Annotated in this window: 1 protein-coding gene; it reads left to right on the top strand. The window is 46.6% G+C overall.

Features of this window, described 5'->3' with window-relative positions; all coding sequences use genetic code 11:
- Positions 1 to 8,421: a VCBS domain-containing protein gene (locus BCU91_RS08280; RefSeq protein ID WP_206747620.1), complete on the top strand. Its 8,421-nt coding sequence runs from the start codon at positions 1 to 3 to the stop codon at positions 8,419 to 8,421.
- Positions 8,422 to 8,470 lie beyond the last annotated feature (49 nt).

The raw sequence follows: 8,470 nt of genomic DNA, 5'->3' as shown, positions 1-8,470 counted from the left end.
GTGATTGCGGGCACCTCAACAGCCAGCTTAACCGAAGATAAAGATGTTCATAGTGGGCAACTTCGAGTAGATGGTGCCCTCACTGTTACTGATATCGATAACGGTCAAAATCAATTTCAGGCCACCTCACTACAAGGTCAATTCGGCACTCTATCGATTAACAATTTAGGTCACTGGACCTATACCGCCGATAACTCTCAGACAGCGATTCAAGGTTTAAAAACAGGTGAGTCAGTTACTGATACAGTGATAGTTCATAGTGTTGATGGCACAGAGCAAAAAATCACTGTGACCATTAACGGCACTGACGACAAAGCGGTGATTGCGGGCACCTCAACCGCCAGCTTAACTGAAGATAAAGACGTGCATGGTGGTCAGCTTCGCGTCGATGGTGCCCTCACTGTTACTGATGTTGATGCGGGACAAAATCAATTCCAGGCCACAGTGCAACAAGGTCAGTTTGGTACTCTATCAATCAATGAATTAGGTCACTGGACCTACACCGCTGATAACTTGCAGCCGAACATTCAAGGCCTTAAAACAGGCGAGTCACTCACCGATACTTTATTAGTTCATTCTGTTGATGGCACAGAACAAAAAGTTACTGTGACCATTAACGGCACTGATGATAAAGCGGTCATTGGTGATACAAGCTCAGTACAATTAACCGAAGACAAAGACGTCCATCAAGGACAACTGCATGTCGATGGTGCCCTCACCGTAACCGATGTAGATTCAGGACAAAACCAATTCCAGGCCACAGTGCAACAAGGTCAATTTGGCACTCTGAGTATCAATAGTTTAGGCCATTGGACTTACACAGCTGATAACTCGCAGCCGACTATTCAAGGCCTGAAAACAGGCGAATCATTAACGGATACTCTCATAGTTCATTCCATTGATGGCACTGAGCAGAAAGTCACTGTCACCATTAATGGCACGGATGATAAAGCGGTGATTGCGGGCACCTCAACCGCCAGCTTAACCGAAGATAAAGATGTTCATTCAGGTCAGCTCCGAGTTGATGGCGCCCTCACTGTTACTGATGTAGATAACGGTAAAAATCAATTCCAAGCCACCTCACTACAAGGTCAGTTTGGTACTCTATCAATCAATGAATTAGGTCACTGGATCTATACAGCTGATAACTCTCAGCCGACTATTCAAGGCCTGAAAACGGGTGAGTCACTTACCGATACAGTATTAGTTCACTCTGTTGATGGCACAGAACAAAAAATCTCTGTGACCATTAACGGCACTGATGATAAAGCGGTTATTGGTGGCACATCAACAGCCAGTTTAACCGAAGATCAAGATGTTCACTCTGGCCAGCTTCGAGTAGATGGTGCACTCACTGTTACCGATTTAGATAACGGCCAAGCTCAGTTTTCAGCGACATCATTGCAAGGTCAGTTCGGCACGTTATCGATTAACAGTTTAGGCCATTGGACCTATACCGCTGATAATTCTCAACCAGCGATTCAAGGCCTTAAAACAGGCGAGTCATTCACCGATACTTTATTAGTTCATTCAGTCGATGGCACTGAACAAAAAGTTACTGTGACCATTAACGGCACTGATGATAAAGCGGTCATTGGTGGTACAAGCTCAGTACAATTAACCGAAGATAAAGACGTTCACGGTGGGCAACTTCGCGTTGACGGCGCACTCACTGTTACTGATGTTGATGCGGGACAAAATCAATTCCAAGCCACCTCACTACAAGGTCAGTTTGGTACTCTATCAATCAATGAATTAGGTCACTGGACCTATACCGCCGATAACTCGCAGCCGAACATTCAAGGCCTTAAAACCGGTGAGTCAGTTACCGATACAGTGTTAGTTCATAGCGTTGACGGCACTGAGCAAAAAATCACTGTGACCATTAACGGTACTGACGACAAAGCGGTGATTACGGGTGCTTCAACAGCACAATTAACTGAAGATAAAGATGTTCATCAAGGGCAGCTTCGAGTAGATGGTACCCTCACTGTTACTGATGTCGACAACGGTCAAAATCAATTTCAAGCCACCTCATTACAAGGTCAGTTTGGTACTCTATCAATCAATGAATTAGGTCACTGGACCTACACAGCTGACAATTCTCAGACAGCGATTCAAGGCCTTAAAACAGGTGAGTCAGTTACTGATACAGTGTTAATTCATAGCGTTGATGGCACTGAGCAAAAAATCACTGTGACCATTAACGGTACTGATGATAAAGCCGTTATTGGTGGTACAAGTACCGCACAATTAACCGAAGATAAAGACGTGCATGGTGGACAACTCCGCGTTGACGGGACGTTAATCGTAACAGATGTAGACAACAATCAAGCGCAGTTCAACGCTGAAAGCCTACAAGGTCAGTTTGGTACTCTATCAATCAATGAGTTAGGTCACTGGACTTACACCGCTGATAACTCACAAACAGCCATTCAAGGTTTAAAAACCGGTGAGTCAGTTACCGATACAGTGTTAGTTCATAGTGTTGATGGCACAGAGCAAAAAATCACTGTGACCATTAACGGCACTGATGATAAAGCGGTGATTGGCGGTACAAGTTCAGCACAATTAACCGAAGACAAAGACGTCCATCAAGGACAACTGCATGTTGATGGCGCATTAACCGTTACTGATGTTGATAATGGTCAAAATCAATTCCAAGCCACAGTACAACAAGGACAATTTGGCTCACTGGCGTTAAATGAATTAGGTCACTGGACTTATACGGCTGATAATTCACAACCATCTATTCAAAGTTTAAAAACAGGTGAAACGGTAACTGATACCTTAGTCGTTCATTCTATAGATGGCACCGAGCAACAGATCACAGTCACCATCAATGGCACTGACGATAAAGCTGTTATTACTGGAATTTCAACAGGTGACGTTGATGAAGGTCATGGCAGTTTTGGCGATATGTCACCAGATTATGCACAACCTGGTATGGCTAAACTTGGACAAGCTGCATTAACCGCTGATGGCAAGTTAGATATTGTTGACCCTGATACTGGTGAATCACAGTTTGACTCTAAAGGCGGTGCTTGGAACAATTCATACCACGGACAATATGGACATTTATTGTTAAACAGTGATGGAACTTGGCATTATGACGTGACGGTTGGCAGCGTAGATTGGGTCGGCAATAGAAAAACAACTATTGGCTCTACTATAGATAAACTCGGAGAAGGACAAACATTAACTGATACAATCACTATCCAATCAAAAGATGGTACTTCCCACGACATTGTTATTACCATTCATGGTGATAATGACCGCCCTTACTGTTCATCTGAAGTTGTGATTGTAAATGGCAGCGAAGATACCCGCCAAACTCTGACTACCGCACAACTGCTGGCTAATACCGTGGACGTCGATACAAACGATGCTGGATTACTCACAATTGAAAACCTGCATGCCGACCACGGCTCCATTTTGAACAATGCCGATGGCACCTTCACCTTTAGCCCAGAAAAAGACTATAACGGCGATGTCCATTTTAGCTATGACGTCAAAGATGCCCACGGTGGTGTGACCCACACTGGCGCATCAACGACGCTCTCGGCGGTTGGCGATGCTGCCCAAATCGCTGGCGTTGATACTGGTTCAATAACCGAAAACAGCGCGGGTGTCGACATGTCACCTGACTATGCTCACTCAGGCATGGCCACACTTGGCAATACAACACTCTATGCTGATGGCAAGCTGACCATCACAGACCCCGATGTAGGCGAGTCAGGATTTGAACGCCAAGGAAGCAATGGTTACGACTATCACGGCACCTATGGCGATCTAATCTTACTCACCGATGGCACCTGGCATTACCATGCCGATGCTGGGCATCTATCAGGTATAGGTGCTAGGCCCACAACGCGTGGCACTGCAATTGACCAGCTTGGTGAAGGACAAAGCTTAACCGATACGATTACAGTCCATTCAAAAGATGGTACAACACACGATATTGTCATCACCATTCACGGCAGTAACGACAGACCTTACTGTTCATCTGAAGTGGTGCTACAAAGTGGCAGCGAAGATACACGCCAAACCTTAACCACCGCGCAACTATTAGCGAATACAGTCGATGTGGATGCCAATGACGCCGGTAAACTAACCATTGAAAACCTACACGCCGACCATGGTTCGATATTAATTAATGCCGATGGCACCTTCACCTTTAGCCCAGAAAAAGACTATAACGGCGATGTCCATTTTAGCTATGACGTTAAGGATGCACACGGCGGTATCACCCACACCGGCGCAACCACCAACTTGGCTGCGGTTAACGACAACCCTGATGTGACGCCTTTAACCGACAGTGTCAGTGAGGGGGCCGATAATCATCACACCCTCAATCTGCTAATAGGTGCCACAGATAAAGACGGCGACGCTTTAACCATCAGCCACCTTGAATATGCCATCGATGGTCAACCTCAGTCGAGCCAACTTCCAACGGGCATTACCTTAGATACTGATGGGCATACGTTAATTGTTGATGCCACTGATCCCGCATTTAACCATTTGGCCAATGGTCAGTCGCAACAACTCGCTATCACTTATCAAGTAGAAGATGGCCATGGTGGAAGTACGCAACAAACCGCCACGCTTACGATTGCCGGGACAGATGATAAAGCCACACTGGTTTCTAATGTCATTCAGCTCACTGAAACACAAGCGCTGGATAGTGAATTTAAATTCTATAGAGGCCAGCTTCAGCTAATTGACCCTGATAGTGGTGATAACACTCAGTTTGTTTTTAGCGGGAAGTATTTAGGCCAAGGGTTTGAGCCTGGTCACCTTGATGTTTGGCCTAATGGCACTTATCAATTCAGATTAGAAGCTGTTACCAATCGTCATGCGGACGATCTCATTGGTAGCCTACATGCTGGCGAGTCGATGGAGCTCCCCTACGAAATCGAAACCAATGATGGTCAAAAGCTCACCATTATGGTGAAGGTGACCGGTGAAGATAACCAAGCAAAAATTGAAGTAACGCCCTACTCCAGCCTCAATAATCATGTTTACGAAGATCACACTTCCTTTGGCAATACCACCCATCAGCTCAGCAGTGGCGGCACGTTACACGTGATTGACCCGGATCACGACCAAGCCGGTTTTATTGCACAAACCATCACCACCGCCGAAGGTGGTCGGTTCAATATCAACGCAAAGGGCCATTGGTCATACGATATTGACAATGATAAAGTCCAACATTTAGGCGCAGGGGAAAGCTTCCAGCAAACCTTTACCGTTGAATCTATTGATGGCAGTGCTAAAAAAGATATCACAGTGACCGTTCATGGCACCAATGATGCGCCAATTGCCTCGGCTGAAGTGCGTTTAGCAAATGGCTTAGAAGATAGCAAAATTGTTCTCACCCCAGCACTGCTACTTGCTAACACAACTGATATCGATGATAACGATATTGGCAAATTATCCATTGAAAACCTACACGCCGACCATGGTTCGATATTAATTAATGGCGATGGCACCTTTACCTTTACGCCAGAAAAAGACTATAACGGCGATGTCCATTTTAGCTATGACGTTAAGGATGCCCACGGTGGTGTGACCCACACAGGTGCCAGCACCACGCTCGCAGCGGTGAACGATGCAGCCCTGATCAATGGCCAGTCACAAGCATCATCGAACGTCGATATCTTCGAAGATGGTGCAACGAGTCGTCTGACGGGGCAGTTAACACTGACAGATGTCGACAGTGGCGAAAATCAGTTTGCCACAATCAGCCAGTTAGCGGGGCAGTATGGTTATCTGTCAATGGATCAGCAAGGCAATTGGTCTTATACCTTAGACAATTCACTCGCTACCACTAATGGTTTGGTTGCCGGGCAAGTTGTGACCGAAAGCTTTACCCTTACCTCACCGGACGGCACTGCTAGCCACACCATCAATGTGCAAATTCATGGCCATGATGACACGCCAAGCGTGAGCGTTAATGAAGGTGGCGCGGTTAAATCTCTCGATTTACTCGGTGGACTGAGCAGTGGCACTGTAAGCCACATGCAATTTTCGACCGACGGTGTTCATTACACTAATCAGGTACCCGATGGCTTTATGCTAGCCGGCGACGGCCATACATTACAGGTCGATCCGGCGCACAATAGCTACAACCATTTGGCCAACGGCATCGCCTTAAAAGTTGACATTAAGTATGAGCTACAACAAGGAGCTGGTAGCAATGTGCAGACATCGCAGCAGCAAGCTCAAGTCGTCGTCACAGGCACCAGTGATCGTCCAATCATCCACAGTTTTAACCCACATTCTCAGCAGAATAACGGCCCCGTTACAGGCAACTTACTGCAGGGGGCTACGGATGTTGATGATGGCGCACAGTTAGTGCTTGATGATGTGCAATTTCAAGACCCAGTAACGCATCACTATGTAACGGTTCAAGCTGGGCAAACTCATAACATTACTGGTGTTGGGGTTATCGCAATTTCAGCCAACGGCGACTACACCTTTACCCCAAACAGTCAATTTAGCGGGCAAGTGCCTAATCTTATCTACCGCGTCACAGACACGAATGGTGATTATGCAGACAATAGTCAGAACAACTTAACTATTCATATAGACCCTTATCAAGCCCCGATCATTATTGCGCCATTAGCAGTCTCGCTGGCCCATGATACCGGCAGCTCGGCCACAGACTTGATCACTCAAGATGGGGCGCTTAGCATCTCAGGTCAAACCGCTGGAATGCAGGTGGAGTATTCCACAGATGGTGGTGCCCATTGGAGCAGCCAATTTACTCCTGTCGAGGGACTTAATCAGCTACAGGTAAGGCAAACTGACAACGCTGGGCACACATCAAAAGCCACCAGTATTGATTTTACGCTAGACACTAATGTAGCAGCGCCACACATTAGCCTTGACCCTATCACTGCTGATGACGTGCTCAATCAGGCCGAGCTCAGTGGCAGCGTGCCAGTCACTGGTACTGTGGGGAGTGAAGTCAGCGTTGGCGACAATATCACCCTTACACTAGGCACACACACTTACACTGGCGCCGTGGATGCACAACATAGATTCTCAATCGACATCCCAGCCAATCAACTGAGCAGCCACACCAACATTAGCGCATCAGTCACCATAACGGATACAGCAGGAAACAGCGCAACTGCGACGGATAATCATCACTACAGCACCGACACTAACGCGGCCATTAGGGTTAACCCAATCACTAGCGACAATATCATTGAAGCCAGCGAACACCAGCAAGCGATTGATATAACCGGTACAGTATCTGGCGTTGAAGATGGGCAAACAGTTACAGTAACGATTGCGGGTCAGCAGCATCAAGCCGTGGTAACTCAAGGCGCTTGCCACACTTCATTAACCGCAGCGGAGGTTCAGGCGCTGCCAGGGGGAACGGTTGATATCACCGCATCGGTTCAAGATTTAGCGGGTAATTTAGCATCAATACACAGCCCTCTGTTTATTAGCGATAGCGCTAACCCTGTACCCACTTTAAGCTTTAAGACCCCACCTACACCAACAGGTAGTGGTAGCATTGGCTCACATATCTCAGGCGATCTGGTTGCACCTCCAATAATACAACAGCTCACCCCTAGTTTATCTGGCGCTGGGTGGGCAATCACTGATGGCCACGGTCATACTTCAACCAGTTTGCAAGGCCAATACGGTACCTTAAGCATCGATCCCGTAACTGGCCACGTGGACTATGTTTATAGGCAAGCTCCGACTGCCGGTAATAAGGCGACAGGCGGCAGCCATTGGGCAGGGCAAACCACTTCAGAAGAACATCATGACGTATTTCAAGTTGTGTATCATGATGCACATGCGTCCAATGTTGATGTCAAAGTGAATGTAGATGTGACTTATGTTCATGGCCACAGTGGTCATAACCAAACCTCTACTCACCTTGTTGGCATGACAATCACACCCGATACATCTGCCGCTCCGCCACCTGCAGCGGACATGAACGACGTACCTGACGACATAATGACTTTTAGCGCAAGCATCACTGAAGATGAACCTTCATTTGATGAGGTGCTAGCGCATATTGGCGCTGATGATGAAAGCAGCCCCGAGCATCCCGAAGGTGCTCATTCACTTAACCAGTCCGGGGCGAGTTCTCCTATTGATCACTATCTACAGATGGTAGGCGTTAGTCATGCTGATATGAATCCAACTCCACAAGCAACAGTAGTGAATGATTTAGCTAATGTGGCGGAAACACTAGCGGCACCTGATGCCGATATGTTAGATGCCAATCAGGTCGACGCTTTTGAAAACCCGTTAGATGATGATAACCATCAGCAGCATAAAGATGAGTTATTGGCAGATTTAAATGACCAACCTGATCAAAGTGATACTAATCAGGCTAATGACGATGATTTGCTACATCAAGCATTAAATGACATGCACAATCAGGTCTAAAAAACTTTAGTCATAATAACTCTGTAATAGACTGAAAAGGCGCACCATG

Origin of the sequence: Shewanella sp. 10N.286.52.B9, assembly GCF_002873635.1 — a bacterium.
Classification (GTDB): Bacteria; Pseudomonadota; Gammaproteobacteria; order Enterobacterales; family Shewanellaceae; genus Shewanella.
Note: the sequence above shows the minus strand (reverse complement) of the source record. Positions and strands in the feature narration are given on the sequence as shown.